At 60.1% G+C, this 21,638-nt stretch carries 20 protein-coding genes and 1 pseudogene; 8 read left to right on the forward strand and 13 right to left on the reverse strand.

What is annotated here, in order from left to right:
* Positions 1-167: 167 nt before the first annotated feature.
* A pseudogene (locus ACA057_RS30850) lies at positions 168-562 on the forward strand (DUF6124 family protein).
* Positions 563-813: 251 nt separating this feature from the next.
* Here ACA057_RS30850 and ACA057_RS30855 read toward each other — a convergent pair.
* From ACA057_RS30855 to ACA057_RS30865, 3 genes are all read right to left on the reverse strand, one after another.
* Positions 814-1,089, reverse strand: a complete 276-nt coding sequence (locus ACA057_RS30855) for an HU family DNA-binding protein (RefSeq protein WP_003213368.1) — start codon at positions 1,087-1,089, stop codon at positions 814-816.
* A 192-nt stretch (positions 1,090-1,281) separates the two neighbouring features.
* Positions 1,282-2,430, reverse strand: a complete 1,149-nt coding sequence (locus ACA057_RS30860) for an NAD(P)/FAD-dependent oxidoreductase (RefSeq protein WP_497344811.1) — start codon at positions 2,428-2,430, stop codon at positions 1,282-1,284.
* A 20-nt stretch (positions 2,431-2,450) separates the two neighbouring features.
* Positions 2,451-2,618, reverse strand: a complete 168-nt coding sequence (locus tag ACA057_RS30865) for a rubredoxin (RefSeq protein WP_007954349.1) — start codon at positions 2,616-2,618, stop codon at positions 2,451-2,453.
* Between the two features lie 200 nt (positions 2,619-2,818).
* Between ACA057_RS30865 and ACA057_RS30870 the strand changes: the two genes are divergently transcribed.
* Together ACA057_RS30870 and ubiA are read left to right on the forward strand one after the other, a co-directional pair.
* A complete protein-coding gene (locus ACA057_RS30870) occupies positions 2,819-3,382 on the forward strand; it encodes a chorismate--pyruvate lyase family protein (RefSeq protein WP_497344813.1) in 564 nt (187 codons plus the stop codon).
* Positions 3,382-4,272, forward strand: coding sequence for a 4-hydroxybenzoate octaprenyltransferase (ubiA, locus tag ACA057_RS30875; RefSeq protein WP_497344815.1), 891 nt, complete (start codon positions 3,382-3,384; stop codon positions 4,270-4,272). Before ACA057_RS30870 ends, ubiA begins: the two co-directional genes overlap by 1 nt.
* A 68-nt stretch (positions 4,273-4,340) precedes the next feature.
* On the opposite strand, the gene ACA057_RS30880 is transcribed toward ubiA, so the two are convergent.
* A complete protein-coding gene (locus ACA057_RS30880; RefSeq protein ID WP_497344817.1) occupies positions 4,341-4,733 on the reverse strand; it encodes a COG4315 family predicted lipoprotein in 393 nt (130 codons plus the stop codon).
* A 153-nt stretch (positions 4,734-4,886) separates the two neighbouring features.
* Here ACA057_RS30880 and phoB point away from each other — a divergent pair, with 153 nt between their 5' ends.
* The 3 genes from phoB (at position 4,887) to ACA057_RS30895 (ending at position 8,408) form a co-directional block, all read left to right on the forward strand.
* Positions 4,887-5,576 carry a phosphate regulon transcriptional regulator PhoB gene (gene phoB, locus ACA057_RS30885; RefSeq protein ID WP_008150066.1) on the forward strand — a complete coding sequence of 230 codons (690 nt, stop codon included), beginning with the start codon at positions 4,887-4,889 and terminating at the stop codon, positions 5,574-5,576.
* Positions 5,577-5,621: 45 nt separating this feature from the next.
* The gene (phoR, locus tag ACA057_RS30890; protein ID WP_497344819.1) at positions 5,622-6,944 is read left to right on the forward strand and encodes a phosphate regulon sensor histidine kinase PhoR; all 1,323 of its coding nucleotides are present in this window, start codon (positions 5,622-5,624) and stop codon (positions 6,942-6,944) included.
* A gap of 123 nt (positions 6,945-7,067) precedes the next feature.
* Positions 7,068-8,408 carry a hemolysin family protein gene (locus ACA057_RS30895; RefSeq protein WP_497344821.1) on the forward strand — a complete coding sequence of 447 codons (1,341 nt, stop codon included), beginning with the start codon at positions 7,068-7,070 and terminating at the stop codon, positions 8,406-8,408.
* 113 nt (positions 8,409-8,521) lie between these two features.
* Here the strand turns inward: ACA057_RS30895 and ACA057_RS30900 are convergent, their stop codons facing one another.
* From ACA057_RS30900 to ACA057_RS30935, 8 genes are all read right to left on the reverse strand, one after another.
* Positions 8,522-9,418, reverse strand: a complete 897-nt coding sequence (locus ACA057_RS30900; protein WP_497344823.1) for a peptidoglycan DD-metalloendopeptidase family protein — start codon at positions 9,416-9,418, stop codon at positions 8,522-8,524.
* Between the two features lie 209 nt (positions 9,419-9,627).
* Positions 9,628-10,536, reverse strand: coding sequence for a response regulator (locus ACA057_RS30905; protein ID WP_497344825.1), 909 nt, complete (start codon positions 10,534-10,536; stop codon positions 9,628-9,630).
* A gap of 167 nt (positions 10,537-10,703) precedes the next feature.
* A complete protein-coding gene (phoU, locus tag ACA057_RS30910; RefSeq protein ID WP_059403833.1) occupies positions 10,704-11,465 on the reverse strand; it encodes a phosphate signaling complex protein PhoU in 762 nt (253 codons plus the stop codon).
* Between the two features lie 114 nt (positions 11,466-11,579).
* On the reverse strand, positions 11,580-12,413 hold the full coding sequence (gene pstB, locus ACA057_RS30915) for a phosphate ABC transporter ATP-binding protein PstB (protein ID WP_008150054.1): 834 nt from the start codon (positions 12,411-12,413) through the stop codon (positions 11,580-11,582).
* 144 nt (positions 12,414-12,557) lie between these two features.
* Positions 12,558-14,228 carry a phosphate ABC transporter permease PstA gene (gene pstA, locus ACA057_RS30920; protein WP_497344828.1) on the reverse strand — a complete coding sequence of 557 codons (1,671 nt, stop codon included), beginning with the start codon at positions 14,226-14,228 and terminating at the stop codon, positions 12,558-12,560.
* Positions 14,229-14,243: 15 nt separating this feature from the next.
* The gene (locus tag ACA057_RS30925) at positions 14,244-16,526 is read right to left on the reverse strand and encodes an ABC transporter permease subunit (protein WP_497344830.1); all 2,283 of its coding nucleotides are present in this window, start codon (positions 16,524-16,526) and stop codon (positions 14,244-14,246) included.
* 160 nt (positions 16,527-16,686) lie between these two features.
* A complete protein-coding gene (locus tag ACA057_RS30930; RefSeq protein ID WP_497269450.1) occupies positions 16,687-17,685 on the reverse strand; it encodes a phosphate ABC transporter substrate-binding protein PstS family protein in 999 nt (332 codons plus the stop codon).
* A 233-nt stretch (positions 17,686-17,918) separates the two neighbouring features.
* Complete coding sequence (locus ACA057_RS30935; RefSeq protein WP_059403828.1) at positions 17,919-19,217, reverse strand: MFS transporter; 1,299 nt, start codon at positions 19,215-19,217, stop codon at positions 17,919-17,921.
* Between the two features lie 365 nt (positions 19,218-19,582).
* Here ACA057_RS30935 and ACA057_RS30940 point away from each other — a divergent pair, with 365 nt between their 5' ends.
* Together ACA057_RS30940 and ACA057_RS30945 are read left to right on the forward strand one after the other, a co-directional pair.
* On the forward strand, positions 19,583-19,987 hold the full coding sequence (locus ACA057_RS30940; RefSeq protein ID WP_007896491.1) for an acyl-CoA thioesterase: 405 nt from the start codon (positions 19,583-19,585) through the stop codon (positions 19,985-19,987).
* 57 nt (positions 19,988-20,044) lie between these two features.
* A complete protein-coding gene (locus tag ACA057_RS30945) occupies positions 20,045-20,944 on the forward strand; it encodes a D-hexose-6-phosphate mutarotase (protein ID WP_497344832.1) in 900 nt (299 codons plus the stop codon).
* Between the two features lie 125 nt (positions 20,945-21,069).
* Here ACA057_RS30945 and ACA057_RS30950 read toward each other — a convergent pair whose 3' ends face one another.
* Positions 21,070-21,606, reverse strand: coding sequence for a DUF3299 domain-containing protein (locus tag ACA057_RS30950; protein ID WP_497344834.1), 537 nt, complete (start codon positions 21,604-21,606; stop codon positions 21,070-21,072).
* Positions 21,607-21,638: the final 32 nt, after the last annotated feature.

The following is a 21,638-nucleotide window of genomic DNA, read 5'->3' on the forward strand; positions in this document are numbered from 1 at the left end:
GTCATTCAAACAGGTATTTCCTACCTGTATTTAATGGCGGCTGTGCGCAGGGCACCTTCGGGTGCGCCGGCTTCTTCAATTCCCCGGTCCGACTAACCTGCGTACAGCTGCCACCCCTTCGTTTAGTCGGCGAAATGTTGTCAGCATCACCCAAGGAATTGAAGACTATGTGCAAAGTAACGCCAAACCCGCCGGACACCGATTCGGTCTCTCCCTATGAAAGCCCCGATTCAAACAAACTAAACGAAGCCGCCGAACGCGCCCTCGACCATCACTTCCCGCCAACCGAAAGAAACCACCGAAACGCAACGGCCAACTCTTCAGCGTCTGTCCTGACATCAACACTGAAGCCCTCCTCGCCAACGCCTCGGAAGACCTGCTGTCCATCAGCGCCATCGCCGCCGGCCTTTCCGACGATGTAGACGGTTCACGCCGCTCCGTGGCTTTGGCGCTCAGCCGCATGGCCGACGGGGTGCATTTGTTGGTGGAGCGAGCGCTGGATCATCTGGACGAACCGGAAATGGCGGCGATTCTCACCAAACAACAAAGCCCAGCCTGCTAACTCACCAAGCAGTAAATAACCCCGATGGGAGTGTTCTGGCCATCGGGGTATTCGCGTCACGGTGCCCACCACACAGCTGGGAGCACAAAAACCAGCGCATCTATCAACATTGATGTCGACTGACACGCCGCCTTCGCCGGCAAGCCGGCTCCTACAAGGGCCAGTGTTGCGGTCAAAAAAATGGGCACCCAACCTTGTTGGCGTGCCCATTTTTTATTCCGCTCACCCGCCAGGCGGGCAGTCGGTGCGTGTTACGGGTTGACGCTGTCTTTCAACGATTTGCCTGGCTTGAAGGCAACGGTGTTGCTGGCCTTGATTTTCACTGGCTCACCGGTTTGCGGGTTTTTGCCGGTGCGGGCCCCGCGGTGGCGTTGCAGGAAGGTGCCGAAGCCTACCAGCGTAACGCTGTCCTTGCGGTGCAGAGCGCCGGTGATTTCTTCGAGAACGGCGTTGAGAACGCGGTTGGCCTGCTCTTTGGTGAGATCTGCTTTTTCCGCGATGGCGGCGGCGAGTTCTGGTTTACGCATTAGTGAAGCCCCTTTGACGGTTTTTTGTTGTTATGTCCGTGCTGTTCTCGTTGGAACAGCGCCCAAAGCGCCGCAGGTGCTCTACTCTGCGGCAGACGGGAGTGAGAATGGCATGCACAAGAGAGCCGCGCCAGTCTCGGCGCGACCTTTGTAGGGGCAAAAGCGGGGGGATTCCGACAGAACGACCGGTATTTACGCCAGCAGTGCCGGAAGCTCTTTGTTGAGGGCCAGTTTTTCCATCACGGCCGTGCCTGTCAGGGCATAACCGAGCAGTTTTCCGCTGGCATTGCGGCATAAAACCTTGATGTCGGCGCCCTGCCCTTCGACCGTCCAGACGCCCTCCGTGCCCCGTGGCGGCGGCGAAACCACCAAGGGGCAAACCGGGGTTTTCACGGTGATGGGCATCGGGCCATAGTTCACCGCCACCGGGTTGCCGGCGAGGGTTTGTGCCAGCGCTCTCGCACAGCTCATCAGGGGCATCACGTACAACAGATTCAGCCCATCGACCTCGGCGCAATCGCCCAGTGCGTAGATATTGGCGTGGGAAGTTTTCAGGTGACGGTCGACCACCACACCGCGATTGACCTGCAGACCGGCAGCCGCCGCCAGGTCGATGCGCGGACGCAGACCGATGGCCGACACCACCACATCGCACGGGATGACCTGGCCGTCGGACAGGTGCGCTTCCAGCCCGTCCGCAACGCGCTGCAGACGGTTGAGCACCGGGCCGAGGTGGAAACGCGCGCCCAGGCTTTCCAGCCCGGCCTGGACCGCAGCCGCTGCCGCCGGGTGCAGCAAGGTCGGCATGACCTGTTCGCACGGTGCAACCAGTTGCACCTCGTAGCCGCCAAGGATCAGGTCGTTGGCGAACTCGCAGCCGATCAGGCCGGCACCGAGCAGCAACACCCGACGCTTGCCGGCCGCCGCTGCGCGAAAGCGTGCGTAGTCTTCCAGGTCGTTGATCGGGAACACCGCCTCCGCCGCGTCACCTTCGATGGGCACCCGCACGGTTTCTGCGCCCCAGGCGAGGATCAGATCACGGTAAATCACCGCTTCCTCACCGATCCACAAACGCTTGTGACCCGGATCGATGCCGCTGATCCGGGTGTGGGTGCGCACTTCGGCCTTCAATTGCTCGGCCATGGTGCCGGGCTCGGCCATGCTCAGGCCGTCGGCGTCTTTGTTTTTGCCAAATCCGGTGGACAGCATCGGCTTGGAGTAGGAACGACCGTCATCGGCGGTAATCAGCAGCAGCGGGGTTTCGCCATCGAGTTTGCGAAACTCCCGGGCCAGGTTGTAGCCCGCCAGCCCGGTACCGACGATCACGACAGGTGCGTTCATTCCTTACTCCTCTCAATGTCTTAGTTGATTTCAATCATTTCGAAATCCATCTTGCCCACGCCGCAGTCCGGGCACAGCCAGTCTTCCGGTACGTCCTGCCACAGGGTGCCAGGCGCAATGCCGTCGTCCGGCCAGCCGTCGGCTTCGTTATAGATCAGGCCGCAGACCACACATTGCCACTTTTTCATTCAGGTACATCCTCAGGATTCAGGCTTTTACAGGCGCGAACGGTCGATGGGTAAAGCGTTGCCGTCCGGCTCAGGGCGTTTTGTACTGATGGGGCCGGACAGATGCAAGCCTGTTCGACGCAACGCGCGGCCCTATCACTCAAAATAATGAGCTGACATGGTAAGCTCGCCGCCTCATTTGCTGCCAATAATGACTCACTGTGCCGCACTCAACGCTCTCCCGCACGGCCCCGCACTGGCTCTCCCGAAGCCTGCTCGCCCCCCTCCCCGACGCGTCCACCCTCGACTGGTTGTTCGACGAAGGCTCACTGACGCGACGGCTGATCCGTTTGTCGAATGATGGTTTCAGCGTCACGCCGCTGTTCGAAGGCTGGCAGCCGTTGCGCGCCGATGAATGCGCGGCACTGGACCTGGCCGAAGGCAGCGAAGGCTGGGTGCGTGAGGTGTACCTGCGCGGTCATGGCGAGGCGTGGGTGTTTGCCCGCAGCGTGGCGGCGCGCAGTGCCTTGCAGGGTGACGGTTTGCACATGGACGAGTTGGGCAGCCGCTCGTTGGGCGAGTTGCTGTTTTGCGATCAGGCGTTCCAGCGCCGCGCCATCGAGGTTTGTCACTATCCTCAGGAATGGCTGCCGATGGAATCGCGAGCACCCGAGCTGTGGGGCCGCCGTTCGCGCTTCGACCGCGGCGCCTTGAGCGTGCTGGTGGCTGAAGTTTTCTTGCCGACCTTGTGGCTCGCCACCCGTGCCCATCCGGAGAACTGTTGATGTACCAGAGCCTGCTCAAGTCCCTGAACCGCTTGAACCCTCGGGCCTGGGATTTCATTCAGCTGACCCGCATGGACAAGCCGATCGGCATCTATCTATTGCTGTGGCCGACGCTGTGGGCGCTGTGGATTGCCGGTAAAGGTTCGCCGTCCTTGGCCAACATCGTGATTTTCGTCCTCGGCGTGGTGTTGACCCGTGCCGGCGGCTGCGTGATCAACGATTGGGCGGACCGCAAGGTCGACGGTTACGTAAAACGCACCGAGCAGCGGCCCTTGGTGAGCGGCAAAATCAGCTCCAAAGAAGCGTTGGTGTTCTTCGCGCTGCTGATGGGCGTGAGCTTCCTGCTGGTGCTGTGCACCAATGCGAAGACAGTCTGGCTGTCATTCGGTGGCTTGGCGCTGGCCTTCAGTTACCCGTTCATGAAGCGCTATACCTATTACCCGCAAGTGGTGCTGGGCGCGGCGTTTTCCTGGGGCATGCCGATGGCGTTCACGGCCGAAACCGGCGAGCTGCCGGCGGCGGCGTGGTTGCTGTGGATCGCCAATCTGCTGTGGACGGTGGGCTACGACACGTATTACGCAATGACTGACCGCGACGACGATCTGAAGATCGGCGTGAAATCCACGGCGATTTTGTTTGGCGACGCGGACCGGGTGATCATCCTGACCCTGCAAGGGTTGGCGCTGGGCTGCTTGTTGCTGGCCGGGTCGAAATTCGAGCTCGGCGGCTGGTTCCACCTCGGCTTGCTGACGGCGGCGGGCTGTTTTGTGTGGGAGTTCTGGTACACCCGCGGCAAGGACCGGATGCGCTGCTTCAAGGCGTTTTTGCACAACCATTGGGCAGGGTTGGCGATTTTTGTGGGGATTGTTCTGGATTATGGAATGCGTTGAGGCGGCTGGCGCCTTCGCGGGCAAGCCTCGCTCCTACACGGGGCGAGGCTTGAGGTTTAGGAAATCGCTTACATTTTCGGCCCGGAGTTGGTGATGACGTGCCAGACGTCCTTCATTTTGTCGCCTTCCTTGTCTCCAGGTTTTTTGTCCTTCACGAAGTAGTACAACGGCTTGCCGTCATAGGCCCACTGCATCGTGCCATCGTCACGCTTGACGACCGACCATTTGCCTTCGGCCTTGGCACCCGCCTCTGCCTTGAACGGCGGCCAGTTTTCCGCGCACTGACCAGTGCACACTGACTTGCCGCCAGTGTCCTTGTCGAAGGTGTACAGGGTCATGCCCTTATGGTCGGCCATCACGCCGTCTTTCATCATCACCGGCTCGGCCGCGAAGGCCATTCCCGGCAGAGCCAGGGCAGCAGCCAGCACCAGCGCTTTGAAGGATTGCGGGTATCGCTTCATGGAAACCTTCCTTTTGTGGTTGTCAGGATTCGGACTTAGAGCTTAGTTCAGGATCATGACAATCGCCGGGCGACTAAAATACTGTCACACGACTGCAATAATTCCGTTATCTAATGCGGCGCAAGACAGTTAAATGACAAGAGGATTAAAGGCATGGTTGGCAGGAGCATTCTGATCGTCGACGACGAAGCGCCCATTCGCGAAATGATCGCCGTTGCGTTGGAAATGGCCGGCTACGACTGCCTGGAGGCGGAGAACTCCCAGCAGGCCCACGCCATCATCGTCGACCGCAAGCCGGACCTGATCCTGCTCGACTGGATGCTGCCCGGCACTTCCGGCATCGAATTGGCCCGCCGCCTCAAGCGCGATGAGCTGACCGGGGACATCCCGATCATCATGCTCACCGCCAAGGGCGAAGAGGACAACAAGATCCAGGGCCTGGAAGTCGGCGCTGACGACTACATCACCAAACCCTTTTCCCCGCGTGAGCTGGTGGCGCGCCTCAAGGCCGTACTGCGCCGCGCCGGACCTACCGATGGCGAAACGCCGATTGAAGTCGGCGGCCTGCTGCTGGACCCGATCAGCCACCGCGTAACCATCGACGGCAAACCTGCCGAGATGGGCCCGACCGAATACCGTCTGCTGCAATTTTTCATGACCCACCAGGAACGTGCCTACACTCGTGGCCAGTTGCTGGATCAGGTCTGGGGCGGCAACGTCTATGTCGAAGAACGCACCGTCGACGTGCATATCCGACGCCTGCGCAAAGCCCTCGGCGATGCCTACGAAAATCTGGTACAAACCGTGCGCGGCACCGGTTATCGCTTTTCCACCAAAGCCTGATCTGGACCTTTACCGCCCGACAAGCTGACAAGGACGCGTGTTCAAGTGAACCAAAACTGGCATGGCACCCTGATTCGCCACATGCTGTTGCTGGTGACCGGCTGTTTCGTGATCGGCCTGATCACCGGCTATTACGGCTGGAGCCTGGCGGTCGGCCTGGGCCTTTACCTGGCCTGGACCCTCAAGCAATTGCTGCGCATGCACGAATGGCTGCGCCTGCATAAACCTGATGAAGCACCGCCCGATGGCTATGGCCTGTGGGGCGAAGTGTTCGACAGCATCTACCACCTGCAACGCCGCGACCAACGCGTTCGCGGGCGCCTGCAAGCGGTGATCGATCGGGTCCAGGAGTCCACCGCCGCGTTGAAAGATGCGGTGATCATGCTCGACAGCGACGGCAACCTGGAATGGTGGAACCGCGCCGCCGAAACCCTGCTCGGCCTCAAGACGCCGCAAGACAGCGGCCAGCCGGTCACCAACCTGGTGCGCCATCCGCGCTTCAAGGAATATTTCGAGCAGGACAGCTACGCCGAGCCACTGGAAATCCCTTCGCCGATCAACGATCGCCTGCGCATTCAGCTGTACATCACCCGCTACGGCAACAATGAACACTTGATGCTGGTGCGCGACGTCACGCGTATCCATCAGCTGGAACAGATGCGCAAAGACTTTATCGCCAACGTGTCCCATGAACTGCGCACGCCGCTGACGGTGATCTGCGGCTACCTGGAAACCCTGCTCGACAACGTCGAGGAGGTGAACCCGCGCTGGACCCGTGCCCTGCAGCAAATGCAGCAGCAAGGCGGGCGCATGCAGACGTTGCTCAATGATTTGCTGCTGTTGGCCAAACTGGAAGCCACCGACTACCCGTCGGACAACCAGCCGGTCGCCATCGATGGCTTGCTGCAATCGATCAAGAGCGACGCTCAGCAGTTGTCGGCCCAGCGCAATCAGAAGATCACCCTGGAAGCCGATCCGACGATTCTGCTCAAGGGCAGCGAAGCCGAATTGCGCAGCGCGTTTTCCAACCTGGTGTTCAACGCGGTGAAATACACCCCGGCCGAAGGCAATATCCGCATTCGCTGGTGGGGCGATGAGCAAGGCGCGCACCTGAGCGTGCAGGATTCCGGGATCGGCATCGACAGCAAACACTTGCCGCGCCTGACCGAACGCTTCTATCGCGTCGACTCCAGCCGCAACTCCAATACTGGCGGCACTGGCCTGGGGCTGGCGATCGTCAAACACGTGCTACTGCGCCATAGAGCACGGATGGAAATCAGCAGTGTGCCGGGCCACGGCAGCACCTTTACCTGCCATTTTGCGCCGGCCCAAGTGACCAAAACTCGCGTCATTAGCGCCGCCGACTGATACCGGCCAGCACGCGACACTAGGCAATCGACATGTCAGCCGCTACATTGGCTGACTTGTGCCTGCCCTTCAGGCACCGCATTTCCCTCTTTTTTGAATACACGGAAACCGCAAAACTCCATCATGGACCCATCCCCTGGCTTGACCCTCGCGACACTCTTCGCCGATTTCGGCATGATTCTTTTTGCACTGATCCTGGTTTTGCTCAACGGCTTTTTCGTTGCCGCGGAATTCGCCATGGTCAAATTGCGCTCGACCCGGGTCGAAGCCATCGCTGAAAAAAACGGCTGGCGCGGGCACATCCTGCGCACCGTGCACAGTCAGCTCGATGCTTACCTGTCGGCGTGCCAATTGGGTATCACCCTCGCCTCCCTGGGCCTGGGCTGGGTCGGTGAACCGGCGTTTGCGCACATCCTCGAACCGCTGCTGGAAGCCGTCGGCGTGCAGTCGGCCGAAGTGATCAAGGGCGTGTCGTTCTTCGCCGCGTTCTTCGTCATCTCGTACCTGCACATCGTGGTCGGTGAGCTGGCCCCGAAATCCTGGGCCATCCGCAAACCCGAGCTGCTGTCGCTCTGGACAGCGGTGCCGCTGTACCTGTTCTACTGGGCCATGTACCCGGCCATTTACCTGCTCAACGCCAGTGCCAACACCATTCTGCGCATTGCCGGCCAAGGTGAACCCGGCCCTCATCACGAGCACCATTACAGCCGTGAAGAACTGAAATTGATCCTGCACTCCAGCCGTGGCCAGGACCCGAGCGACCAAGGCATGCGTGTATTGGCCTCGGCGGTGGAAATGGGCGAGCTGGAAGTGGTCGACTGGGCCAACTCCCGGGAAGATCTGGTGACGCTGGAGTTCAACGCGCCGCTCAAAGAAATCCTGGCGATGTTCCGTCGCCACAAGTTCAGCCGATATCCGGTGTACGACAGCGATCGTCAGGAATTCGTCGGCCTGCTGCACATCAAGGACCTGCTGCTGGAACTGGCGGCCCTGGACCACATTCCCGAGTCGTTCAACCTCGCCGAACTGACCCGGCCGCTGGAACGCGTGTCGCGCCACCTGCCGCTGTCGCAGTTGCTGGAACAGTTCCGCAAGGGCGGTTCGCACTTCGCGCTGGTCGAAGAGGCTGATGGCAACATCATTGGCTACCTGACCATGGAAGACGTGCTGGAAGTGCTGGTCGGCGATATTCAGGACGAACACCGCAAGGCTGAGCGCGGGATCCTCGCGTACCAGCCGGGCAAGCTGCTGGTGCGCGGCGATACGCCGCTGTTCAAGGTTGAACGCCTGTTGGGCATCGACCTGGACCACATCGAAGCCGAAACCCTCGCCGGGCTGGTCTACGAAACCCTGAAACGGGTGCCGGAAGAGGAAGAAGTGCTGGAAGTCGAAGGCTTGCGGATCATCATCAAGAAGATGAAAGGGCCGAAGATCATTTTGGCCAAGGTGTTGATGCTCGACTGATCGGTTAATTCAAATCGGCGTCGCCCCCATCGCGGGCAAGCCCGCTCCCACAAGGTCAGTGCATAACCTGTGGGAGCGGGCTTGCCCGCGAAGGCGTCAGACCAGACAACACATCACTGCTTGCCCAGCGCAAAGTTGGGCAGCGCCCCCACCGCTTGATTGAACTGGTACGGAATCGACACCAGCCCCAACCCCGTATTGCGCTGCACCACGAAATGCAGGTGCGGCCCGCTGCTGTTGCCGGTATTGCCCGACAGCGCCAACGCACTGCCCACCGCCACCCGTTGCCCTTCGCGTACGCTCACCGAACCTTGCTTGAGGTGCAGGTACACGCCCATGGTCCCGTCATCGTGCAGCACCCGCACGAAGTTGCCGGACGGATCGGTGCCGCGCCCGGTCTGGGCGTTCTCGGTTTTCACCACCACCCCGCCACGCGCAGCGATGATCGGCGTGCCCTCAGGCATGGCGATGTCCATGGCGTAACGGCTTTTAGGGCCGAAGTGGCTGTATTGGCCATTGGCACCCTGACTCAAGCGAAACGGCCCTCCCCGCCAGGGCAACGGGTATCGATAGGCCATGGCGGCGCCTGAGGGGTCGCCCAGGGAATATTCAAACGTTGGCGCGTACACGAGCGGCCTTCCCGCCTGAGTCGCCGTGAGCAGCGCCAGACGAATGTTGCTGCGGGCCGGCATCACCCGGCGAATCGGTCGGCTTGGCGCGCCACTGACGTTCTTCAAACCGGTGAAACTCAACTCGATCTCGACGGGTGCATACAGGTCATTGCGCACGTACACGCTGTCCATGCCCTTCTGCTTCTTGATATCGAGGTACACCTGACGCTCAAGGTGCTCGACCATGCGATCGCGAAAAACGAACACCTGGGAGCCCTTCGTGGGGCGGTCACTGTAGGAGACCACGCCATTGGCGTCGGTGGACTTGTAGATCGTCATGGCCACAGCCGAGGTGGAGGCCATGAAGAGACCACAGAAAAACAGCAGGCGCGCGAGCATGGGCAAAGAGTCTGTCGAGTAAGGCCTGGGAAGGAGCCTAGCAGCTGCAATGGACCCGAGTAGTCGGCAGATGTTTCAAAATGGGGTGTGCGGGAGATGGGCGGTGATTGTTCTGACCCCATCGCGGGCAAGCCCGCTCCCACAAGGTTTTCACTGTACCTGTGGGAGCGGGCTTGCCCGCGATGGCTTAGCGTCAAGCGAAGCCGGACTTACGCGCCTGGAACGAAGTGCTTCTGCGCGGTACCACGGGCAATCAGGCGGGAAATGTAGTCGAGCTTCTGGGCATCCTGATCGACAAACCGGAAGGTCAGCTGCAGCCATTCGCTGTCGGGCTTCTGCTCATGGGCGACGATCGCGTGCAGGTAGCCGTTAAGGCGGGCGACTTCAGCGTTGTCGCCCTGCTCCAGGTCGAGCACGGCGCTGTCGAGCACTTGCGGCAGGTTGTCGGTGCGTTTCACCACCAGCAACGCTTCCTTGAGGCTCAAGGCTTTGATCACGCATTGCTGAATACCGTTCGGCAGGCGCAGCTGGCCCTGGCCACGACCGCTGGTTGGCCCGGCGGCGGCGACTGGCGCCTTGACCGGCGGGCTGTTGAGCAAGCCACGGGACGGTGCGGCAGCCGGTGCCGGGGCAGGCGCGACCACGGCAGCCTTGCCACCCGTCAATGCGTTCAGGGAATCGTTACCGAACGCCGAGTTCATCTTGGTCGGCGCGCTGTTCATCAAGGTGTCGAGCTTGCCGACCTTGTTCAGCGCCTGCTTGACCTTGGTCAGCAGTTGCTCGTTGGTGAACGGCTTGCTGACGTAGCCGGAAACCCCGGCCTGGATCGCCTGCACGACGTTCTCTTTGTCGCCACGACTGGTCACCATCACGAACGGCATGGTCTTGAGGTTGTCCTGCTCGCGGCACCAGGTCAGCAGTTCCAGGCCAGACATTTCCGGCATTTCCCAGTCGCACAGCACCAGGTCGAACGCTTCCCGTGCCAGCAGCGACTGCGCCTTCTTGCCATTGACCGCGTCTTCGATCCGGATCCCCGGGAAGTAGTTGCGCAGGCACTTCTTCACCAGGTCACGGATGAACGACGCATCGTCCACGACCAACACACTGACCTTACTCATCCATCACCCCTTTAAAAAATCCCGGCAAGCATACCGTCTTACTGATGGCACATTGCCAAAAACCTTCAGTCACGCCGGGACTTTTCGTTCGCGGGTGCTGCTGTCGACTTCATAAACCGCAAACAAAAACGCCCGGCCAAAAGGCCGGGCGCTTTTCTCAGGCAATCTTACTTATCGTCAACTTTGCCCGGAACATTAGCGCTTTCGCCACTTGTGCCTTCAACTTCTTCTTTCATGCGTTTGAGGCCCAGGTGACGTACGTCGGTGCCGCGCACCAGGTAGATCACCAGCTCCGAGATGTTGCGCGCGTGGTCGCCGATCCGCTCCAGGGAACGCAGCACCCAAATAATGCTCAAGACCCGCGAGATAGAGCGTGGGTCTTCCATCATGTAGGTGGCCAGCTCACGCAGCGCGGTCTTGTATTCGCGGTCGATGATCTTGTCGTACTGCGCCACCGACAACGCCAGGTCGGCGTCGAAACGGGCAAAGGCGTCCAGCGCGTCGCGCACCATGTTGCGCACCTGGTCGCCGATGTGGCGCACCTCGACGTAACCGCGCGGGGCTTCGCCTTCTTCGCACAACTGAATAGCGCGGCGGGCGATCTTGGTGGATTCGTCGCCGATGCGCTCCAGGTCGATCACCGACTTGGAGATGCTGATGATCAGGCGCAAGTCAGACGCCGCTGGCTGACGACGGGCCAGAATGCGCAGGCATTCTTCGTCGATGTTGCGTTCCATCTGATTGATCTGGTCGTCAATCTCGCGAACCTGCTGGGCCAGGCCGGAGTCGGCCTCGATCAGCGCGGTAACCGCGTCGTTGACTTGCTTTTCAACCAGCCCGCCCATGGCCAGGAGGTGGCTGCGCACTTCCTCGAGCTCAGCGTTGAACTGCGCGGAAATGTGGTGGGTAAGGCCTTCTTTACTAATCATGCGATTGCTCCGCAAAAGCTGTAAGCCGCAAGCTACAAGCTGCAAGCTGATTTGAGTCGTTACGCTGAACTGCTTTTACTTGCCGCTTGCAGCTCGAAGCTTGCGGCTGTACGGCTAGCCGTATCGTCCGGTGATGTAGTCTTCGGTCTGCTTCTTCGCCGGATTGGTGAACAGGGTGTCGGTGTCGCCGAATTCCACCAGTTTGCCCATGTACATGAACGCCGTGTAGTCGGAAACCCGCGCGGCCTGTTGCATGTTGTGGGTCACGATGACGATGGTGAATTTCGATTTCAATTCGTAGATCAGCTCTTCAACTTTCAGCGTGGAGATCGGGTCGAGTGCCGAGCATGGTTCGTCGAGCAGCAGCACTTCCGGCTCCACGGCGATGGTGCGAGCGATCACCAGACGTTGTTGCTGACCACCGGACAGGCCAAGTGCCGACTCGTGCAGACGGTCTTTGACTTCGTCCCACAGCGCCGCGCCCTTCAACGCCCACTCGACGGCTTCGTCGAGGATGCGCTTCTTGTTGATGCCCTGGATGCGCAGGCCGTAGACCACGTTCTCATAGATGGTTTTCGGGAACGGGTTGGGCTTCTGGAACACCATGCCGACGCGACGACGCAGCTCGGCCACGTCTTCGCCCTTGCGGTAGATGTTGTTGCCGTAGAGGTTGATCGCGCCTTCGACACGGCAGCCATCCACCAGGTCGTTCATGCGGTTGAAGGTGCGCAGCAGCGTGGACTTACCGCAACCGGACGGGCCGATGAAGGCGGTCACGCGCTGTTTCGGGATGTTCATGCTGACGTCGTACAGCGCTTGTTTATCGCCATAGAACAGGCTCAGGCCCGGCACTTCGATGGCGACGGTTTCCTGCTCAAGACTCAAGCTCTGTTTGTCGCGGCCCAAGGCAGACATGTTGATGCCGTGGGTATGTGCTTCGTGCTGCATGGGAGGCTCCCTGTGCTAACAAATTCGGTTCGGTTTTTGTGGGAGCCAGCCTGCTGGCGATTCAGGCGACGCGGTCAATCTGTAAACCGCGGTGATGCCATCGCCAGCAGGCTGGCTCCCACATAGAAATCAGTGCTGCATGACTCAGCTATCCAGCGCTTTGTATTTTTCGCGCAGGTGGTTACGGATATAGACGGCCGACAGGTTAAGCGTGGCGATCACCAGCACCAGCAGCAGCGCCGTGGCATACACCAGCGGCCGCGCGGCCTCGACGTTCGGGCTCTGGAAGCCGACGTCATAGATGTGGAAGCCCAAGTGCATAATCTTCTGGTCCAGGTGAAGGTACGGGTAGTTGCCGTCCAGTGGCAGCGACGGCGCCAGTTTCACCACACCCACCAGCATCAGCGGCGCCACTTCACCGGCGGCGCGAGCCACGGCGAGGATCATGCCGGTCATCATGGCCGGGCTGGCCATCGGCAGCACGATCTTCCACAAGGTTTCAGCCTTGGTCGCGCCGAGGGCCAACGAGCCTTCACGCACGGTGCGAGGAATCCGCGCCAGGCCTTCTTCCGTGGCCACGATCACCACCGGCACCGCCAGCAGCGCCAGGGTCAGGGACGCCCAGAGCAGACCCGGCGTACCAAAGGTCGGCGCCGGCAGCGCCTCAGGGAAGAACAAGCGGTCGACCGAACCGCCCAGCACATAGACGAAGAAGCCCAGACCGAACACGCCGTAAACGATGGCTGGAACGCCCGCCAGGTTGTTCACGGCGATGCGGATAATCCGGGTCAGCGCGTTCTGCTTGGCGTATTCACGCAGGTAAACCGCGGCCAGTACGCCGAACGGGGTCACGATCATCGCCATGATCAACGTCATCATCACTGTGCCGAAAATCGCCGGGAAGATCCCGCCTTCGGTGTTCGCTTCACGCGGATCGTCGCTGAGGAATTCCCAGACCTTGCTGAAGTAGAAACCGATCTTGGTCATCGTGCCCATGGCGTTCGGCTGATAGGCGTGAACCACTTTGCCGATGTCGATCACGATCTCTTTGCCGTTGGCATCGCGGGCCGTCAGGCTGTCGCGGTTGAACTGGGCGTGCAGGTCGGCAAGACGTGCTTCGATGTCCTGATACCGTGCGTTCAGCTCGGCGCGCTCGGATTCCATGTCCGCTTGTGCGGTGGCGTCGAGGGTGCCGGCCAGCTCCAGCTTGCGACCGTGCAGACGGATGCGTTCGAGGCCGGCGTTAATCGCGCCGATATCGACCTTTTCCAGGGTCTTGAGCTGTGCCGCGAGCTGGTTGACGCGGGCCACACGCGCCTGCAACTCAGGCCAAGCGGCCTCGCCTTCAGCGATGACCTTGCCCTCCTGTTTGACGTTGACCAGGTAACCGTAGAAATTGCCCCACTCGCGACGCTCGATAGCCATCAGCTCAGGTGGAGTTTTCTGGTTGGTCAGCCACTCGCCGACGATCCAGGTGAAGTCGTTGCCATTCAAGTCACGGTTGCCGACCTTGATCAGCTCGCGGGTCATAAATTCCGGGCCCTGATCAGGCACCGGCAGGCCAGCACTTTTCAGGCGCTCGCGTGGCACTTCTTCTTTCTGCACCACTTCGCCGATGACGAGGTGGTTGGCCTGGCCCGGCACGTCGTAGCTGGCGTGGATCAGGTCCGCCGGCCAAAAGTGACCCAGGCCACGCACGGCAATCACCGCCAGCAGGCCAATGGTCATGATGACCGCGATGGACACCGCGCCACCGCTGATCCAGACGCCGGGGGCGCCGCTCTTGAACCATCCATTCAGGGAGTTCTGTTTCACAGACTTCTACCTTTCTTAAAGCGACGAGTATTTCTTGCGCAGACGCTGACGAATCAGTTCCGCGAGGGTGTTCATGACGAAGGTGAACAACAGCAGCACCAGCGCCGAGAGGAACAGCACGCGGTAGTGGCTGCCGCCGACTTCCGATTCGGGCATTTCCACCGCGACGTTGGCGGCCAGCGTGCGCAGACCTTCGAACAGGTTCATTTCCATGACCGGGGTGTTACCGGTGGCCATCAGCACGATCATGGTTTCACCGACCGCACGGCCCATGCCGATCATCAGCGCCGAGAAGATGCCCGGGCTGGCGGTGAGGATCACCACGCGAGTCATGGTCTGCCACGGTGTGGCACCGAGGGCCAGGGAACCGAGGGTCAGGCCGCGAGGCACGCTGAACACGGCGTCTTCGGCGATGGAATAGATGTTCGGGATCACCGCGAAGCCCATGGCCAGACCGACCACCAGTGCGTTGCGCTGGTCGTAGGTGATGCCCAGGTCGTGGGAGATCCACATGCGCATATCGCCGCCGAAGAACCAGGTTTCCATGTACGGGCTCATGTACAGCGAGAGCCAGCCCACGAACAGGATCACCGGAATCAGGATCGCGCTTTCCCAGCCGTCCGGCACTTTCAGGCGGATTGACTCAGGCAAGCGGCTGAAGGTGAAACCGGCGACCAGGATGCCGATCGGCATCAACAGCAGCAGGCTGAAGATGCCCGGCAAGTGCCCTTCTACATACGGTGCGAGGAACAGACCGGCGAAGAAACCGAGGATCACCGTCGGCATCGCTTCCATCAGCTCGATCACTGGCTTGACCTTGCGGCGCAAGCTCGGGGCCATGAAGTACGCGGTGTAGATAGCAGCAGCGACGGCCAGTGGAGCGGCCAGCAGCATGGCGTAGAACGCGGCCTTCAAGGTACCGAACGTCAGCGGAGACAAGCTCATCTTCGGTTCGAAGTCAGTGTTGGCAGCGGTCGATTGCCAGACGTATTTAGGTTCGTCGTAGTTCTCGTACCAGACCTTGCTCCACAACGCGCTCCACGAAACTTCCGGGTGCGGATTGTCCAGCAACAGCGGCTGCACCTTACCGTTGGCCTCGACGATGATACGGTTGGCACGCGGCGACATGCCGAAAATGCCCTGGCCTTCCACCACCTGATCGACCAGCAACGTGCGGTGAGCGGTACTGTGGAAGACGCCAAGCTTGCCGGATGCATCGAGGGCTACGAAGCCTTTGCGCCGCTCTTCAGCACTGATTTCAACAATCGGCGTGGTGCCCATCTGGAAGGTACGAATCTGCTTCAGACGCAGTTCGCCGTCCGGATCGCGGGCCATGAACCACTGGGCCAGGCCACCTTTGGAATCGCCGAGGATCAGCGAGATGCCGCCCACCAGTTGGGTGCTGGCAGTAATCTCGGCATCGCCGTTTTCAAGCAGTTTGTAGCGACCGTTGAGGCTCTTGTCGCGCAGGCTGAACACGTCGGCCTGAGCACGACCGTTAATCACGTAAAGCCACTGCTGGCGCGGGTCGACGAAGATGTTCTTCACCGGCTCGTTCATTTGCGGAAGGTCGATGCGCTTCTGCTCGCTGGTGATTTCGCCAGTCATCATGTTTTCTTCGCTGGTCAGCGACAAAACGTTGAGTTGCGAACCAGTGGAGCCAACCAGCATCAGGGTCGTGTCGGTGGCGTTAAGACTGACGTGCTCGAGAGCACCGCCCGCCTCGTTCAGCGCAATCGGTGTTTCGCCATACGGGTATTCGATGGCCGGCGAGATGGTTTTCTTGCCTTCCGGGTAGCTGACTTTATAGGTGTGACGGAACACCAAAGCCTGGCCATTGGAAAAGCCCACCGCTACAAGCGGATGACCGGGCTGGTCTTTACCGATAGACGTTACGCTGGCCCCGGCCGGGACTGGCAGATCGACGCGCTTGAGTTCGGCGCCACTCTCGATGTCGAAGAACAGTGCCTGCCCTTTGTCGGAAACCCGCATGGCGACCTGGTTCTGCTCTTCCAGGGAGATCATCAGCGGCTTGCCGGCGTCCTGCATCCAGGCGGGCGTGATGGTGTCCTTGGTGGTCAGGTCGGCACCCTGGAACAGGGGCAGGACGACGTAGGCGAGGAAGAAGAAGATCAGGGTGATCGCGCCAAGGACGGCAAGGCCGCCAATGAGGACGTACCAGCGGGTCAGGCGATCTTTGAGCGCGCGAATGCGGCGCTTGCGTTGCAACTCAGGCGTATTGAAATCAATTCGCTTGGGGGGATTTGTAGTCATGGTGGAATTGGCCAGATCAGTCATGCGCACACCCTAGCGATCCTGTATGACAGAAAGATGACAGTGCAGTGACGCAACAAATCCGCCGCCAGCGTTAACTGGCAGTGGATAGAAAATTAGCGGTGTGTGGGGGCGGGCGTACCCGCCCCCACTGGAGTCCGGAAATCATCCCGGACTCAGGGTGTTACTTCTTTGCGACGTTGCCGCCTTCTTGCAGACCCAGGTCAGCCAGTGCTTTTGCAGCAACCTTGGCCGGCAGTGGGATGTAGCCGTCTTTCACTACAACTTCCTGACCCTGCTTGGACAGAATCAGTTTCACGAACTCGGCTTCCAGCGGGGCCAGAGGCTTGTTCGGTGCTTTGTTGACGTAAACGTAGAGGAAGCGCGACAGCGGGTACTTGCCGTTCAGGGCGTTTTCTTCGGTGTCTTCGATGAATTCAGTGCTGCCTTTCTTGGCCAGTGCAACTGTCTTCACGCTAGCGGTCTTGTAGCCGATGCCCGAGTAACCAACGCCATTCAGCGAGGAGCTGATCGACTGCACGACCGAAGCCGAGCCTGGTTGTTCGTTGACGTTTGGCTTGTAGTCGCCTTTGCACAGGGCTTCTTCTTTGAAGTAGCCGTAGGTGCCGGATACCGAGTTTCGACCGAACAGTTGAACCGGCTTGTTGGCCAGGTCGCCGGTCACGCCCAGATCACCCCAGGTTTTCACGTCGGTTTTAGCACCGCACAGACGAGTCGAAGAGAAAATCGCGTCGACTTGCTCCATGGTCATGTGCTGAATCGGGTTGTCCTTGTGCACGAACACGGCCAAGGCATCCACAGCGACCGGGATAGCCGTTGGCTTGTAGCCGTATTTGGTTTCGAAGGCTTGCAGTTCGTTGTCCTTCATCTTGCGGCTCATCGGGCCCAGGTTAGCGGTGCCTTCAGTCAACGCAGGTGGCGCGGTAGAAGAACCGGCAGCCTGAATCTGGATGTTTACGTTCGGGTATTCTTTTTTGTAGTTCTCAGCCCACAGGGTCATGAGGTTGGCCAGGGTATCGGAGCCGACGCTGGACAGGTTGCCCGACACACCAGTGGTCTTGGTGTAGCTCGGGATCGCAGGGTCAACAGCGGCAACCGCGTTGGCAGTCGCAACGCCAGCAGCGACAAAAGTCATTGCCGCCATCAAACGCTTCAGTTTCATGCCTTACTCCTAGCAGATAGGGTGTGTTAAGTCGGGGCCAAGTATCAGCAGGCCGTGTGAACACTCTATGGCTGAAATATGACAATTGGATGAAAGGCCAGCATTCGGCTTTTTTGCAGGATATTTCGCATCATCGCTCTTCGCGGGCAAGCCTCGCTCCTACAGGTCAACTGGATCCGTAGGAGCGAGGCTCGCCCGCGAAGGCGTCAGCGCAGACGATAAGAAAAGTCGGCTTACCGCCCCTTCTTCCAGAGATACGCGCCGACCAGAATCCCGACCCCGCAAATAATCGCTACATAGTAAGCCGGCCCCATCGGGCTTTCCTTGAGCAGCAGCGTCACGACCATCGGCGTCAGGCCGCCGAAGATGGCATAGGCCAGGTTGTAGGAGAACGACAGGCCGCTGAAGCGCACCACCGCCGGGAAGGCTTTGACCATGACGTACGGCACCGCGCCGATGGTGCCGACCAGGAAGCCGGTCAGGGCGTACATCGGGAACAGCCATTGCGGGTGGTTGAACAGGCTGTGGTAGAAGGTCCACGAGCTGATCAGCAGCGCGGCGCTGCCAAACACGAACACCCGGCCAGCGCCGAAGCGATCAGCCAGCGCACCAGAGATGACGCAGCCCACGCTGAGGAACACGATCGCCAGGCTGTTGGCCTGCAACGCGGTGGTTGGCGAGAAGTGATAGACCGTCTGCAACACGGTCGGGGTCATCAGGATGACCACGATGATGCCGGCGGACAGCAGCCAGGTCAGCAACATGGAAATCAGGATGGCCCCGCGATGGTCACGCAGCACCGCGCGCAGCGGCACTTCTTCGGCCAGGGCTTTGCGCAGTTGCAGCTCGGCGAACACCGGGGTTTCGTGCAACCAGCGACGCAGGTACACCGAGAACAGCCCGAACACGCCGCCCAGCAGGAACGGGATCCGCCAGGCGTAATCCGCAACTTCCACCGGGGTATAAATGCTGTTGATCGCCGTGGCCACCAATGAGCCCAGCAGGATACCGGCCGTCAGGCCGCAGGTCAGGGTGCCGCAGGCGTAACCGATGTGTCGCTGCGGCACGTGTTCGGAAACGAAGACCCACGCCCCCGGCACTTCACCGCCAATCGCCGCGCCCTGGATCACCCGCATCAGCAGCAACAGGATCGGCGCCCACATCCCGATCTGCGCGTAAGTCGGCAGCAGGCCCATGATCAAGGTCGGCACGGCCATCATGAAAATGCTCAGGGTGAACATCTTCTTGCGTCCCAACAGGTCGCCGAAGTGCGCCATGACGATGCCGCCCAGCGGCCGCGCCAGGTAGCCGGCGGCGAAGATGCCGAAGGTCTGCATCAGCCGTAGCCATTCAGGCATATCGGCCGGGAAGAACAGCTTGCCCACCACCGTGGCGAAGAACACGAAGATGATGAAGTCGTAGAACTCCAGCGCGCCGCCGAGGGCAGACAGCGATAAAGTCTTGTAGTCGTTGCGGGTCAGCGGTCGTGCGGACTGGGATGGCTGCGCGATGCTCGAGGGCGCTGTGGTCATGGCAAGGGCTTCTCTTATAGTCGGATCTGCAACCCCAACAACGCTGGCGGAGGCTTGGGCAGGTCCGGCACGATAGCAAATTGTTCGAAAAAGCACATAGAGGTGCGTATTTGACGGTCAAAATGAGAACCGGACGGTCGTCTCGGGGTCTACCGACCGATATACTCGCTATCTTGCGACAGCTTGCAAGGGTTGCTGTGCGAAGACGTTGCTGGCGCTACCAGTCGATTTCGCAGAGTTTCCCTTTAGGCGCCTTACGAAAAACGTGACGAACGTAGTATGTTCGGGGCTGAATCGTTTTTCTTTGAGACGGCTATTCACCTTGAAGTACCAATGAAGAGTCACGGGTCAGAGGCACCCCCGGCATGATAGAGCTCGAACAAGAAGATCCAATCCCGCAAGGCGACCTGGCCCTGCAAATCACCGCCCTTCCGCGTGAAACCAACGGTTTTGGCGATATTTTCGGCGGTTGGCTGGTAGCGCAGATGGATTTGGCCGGCACCGCCATGGCCAGCAAGGTCGCGGGGGGGCGCGTGGCGACCGTGGCGATCGACCGCATGGCGTTCCTGGTTCCGGTTGCGGTGGGCGCCCAGCTCTCCTTCTATACCCAGGCGCTGGAAATCGGCCGCAGCTCGATCCAGATGATGGTCGAGGTCTGGAGCGACGATCCGCTGTCCAGCGAATGGCGCAAAGTGACTGAAGCGGTGTTTGTGTTCGTCGCCATCGACGGCAGCGGTCGCACTCGCTCGGTTCCACCACGCGCGCGTTAAACACTGCGACCGTTTCGCGGTCCATTGCAGTCATTGTTCCTGATCGAGAGCTGTCCCATGAGCACGCCCAACGTTGAAGCCGTAAAACTGGATGAACTGAACTGCTGGCGTATCCGCCACGGCCAGGCCGAATTGCTGGTCGCCCAGCAAGGCGCGCACATCCTCAGCTATCAATTGGCCGGCCAACCGCCGCTGATCTGGCTCAACGACGAAGCCGTGTTCAAGACCGGCAAGAGCATCCGCGCGGGCGTGCCCGTGTGCTGGCCGTGGTTCGGCAATTTTTCGCGCAACCCGCAGAGCGTACAAGCGATGCGCGTCAGCAGCGAACCGCCGACCGCTCACGGACTGGTCCGGGCAATGGACTGGAAACTGGAAGGTATCGAAGCCGAGGGCGAAAGCCTGAAACTGGAATTTGTGCTGCCCTACCCCGAAGGCGGCTTGCCAGGCTGGCCGCATCAGGTGGATTTGAAGCTGAGCATTCGTCTGGATGAGCAACTGCACATCAACCTGACCAGCCACAACCAAGGCTCGGACACTGTCACTATCAGCCAGGCATTGCACAGCTATTTCGCCGTCAGCGATGTGCGCAACGTGCACGTCGAAGGGCTGGATGGCTTGAGCTATATCGAGACGCTGGACGATTGGAAAACCGTCACACAGGCCGGCGATCTGCGCTTTACCGGCGAAACCGACCGCATCTACCTCGATACCCCGGCGACGCTGAGCATTGTCGACCCGGCGTGGGAACGGCGGATCGAGCTGACTAGCCGTGGTTCGCGCTCGTCAGTAATCTGGAACCCATGGATTGATCGCGCCGCAGCATTCAGTGACATGGCCGACGATGGCTGGCAACGCATGCTGTGCATCGAAACGGCGAATGTGATGGATGATGTGGTGAACCTGGCGCCAGGGGCGAGCCATACCTTGGGTGTCAGCGTCGGCACAAAACCGCTCTAAGCCCTACCGCAATACAAAATGTGGGAGCCAGCCTGCTGGCGATGGCGTCGTGTCAGTCAACTTGAAAGTTTCTGACGCACCGCTATCGCCAGCAGGCTGGCTCCCACAGTTGTTTCGGGTGGCGGTTAGAGATCCGATTCCTGCACCACCCGCACCTTCGCCGCATCCAGCGCATACGCTGCATCAGCCAGGTCGTTGTTGACCTTCTCGACCTTCAGCGTGCCGGTCACCCACAGCGGTGTGTAGATGTCATCCAGCTTCAAGCCTTTCGGATAACGCACCAGCACCAACTGGTTAGGCGGCGGAGGTGGCACGTGGATGCAAGCGCCCGGATAAGGCACGAGGAAGAACAGCGTGCTGCGGCCCTTGGCGTCGGATTCCAGCGGCACCGGATAACCCCCGATGCGGATGTTCTTGTCGTTCATCGACGGCACGGTTTTGGTCGAATACATCACCGCCGGCAAGCCTTTGCTCTGTTTCATGCCACCCTTTTCGGTAAAGGTGCCATTGCCTTCGGGAGAGTTGTGGTCGATTTCGGGCATGGCCTCGAGGGCTTTCTGGTCCGACTTGGGCATCAGCTCGAGCCAGTCGGTCTCCGGCAGTTCGCTGGCGTGGGCAAGGCCCGTACCCAGTAAAAGAAAGGTCAATAGAAGACGGCGCATGGAGTGCTCGGTAAGGAAGGACGAAAAGTCGC

This window comes from Pseudomonas sp. LBUM1661 (assembly GCF_059695925.1).